We start from the raw sequence: 333 nt of genomic DNA, 5'->3' as shown, positions 1-333 counted from the left end.
TGATAACGCAGGGGTCGTAGGTTCGAGTCCTACCAGACCCACCAGTATTCATCTGGGTGTTCTGAATGGGCACCCGGAGATAAAGCCGAAAGACAAGGCGCGCAGGCGCGACGTGTACAAATGTACACGAGCGACTAAGCAACGCGGTATTTCGGATTTAGCGGGGGATTAGCTCAGTTGGGAGAGCACCTGCTTTGCAAGCAGGGGGTCGTCGGTTCGATCCCGTCATCCTCCACCACTTACAGTGCAACCAAAAACGAACTTAATTAAGTTTGATTCTGTTTGCGTTGTACGCGTGCAGCGAAAGCTGCTCAGCAATACGCCCGATCTTTA

The 333-nt window shown here is 52.3% G+C and carries 1 tRNA gene; it reads left to right on the top strand.

Features of this window, described 5'->3' with window-relative positions:
* The first annotated feature begins 162 nt into the window (after positions 1-162).
* A tRNA-Ala gene (locus tag ACY3GB_RS12830) sits at positions 163-238 on the top strand.
* Positions 239-333 lie beyond the last annotated feature (95 nt).

It is taken from the genome of Chromobacterium sp. Ag138, assembly GCF_055181315.1.
This window is presented reverse-complemented; position numbering and strand designations above follow the sequence as displayed.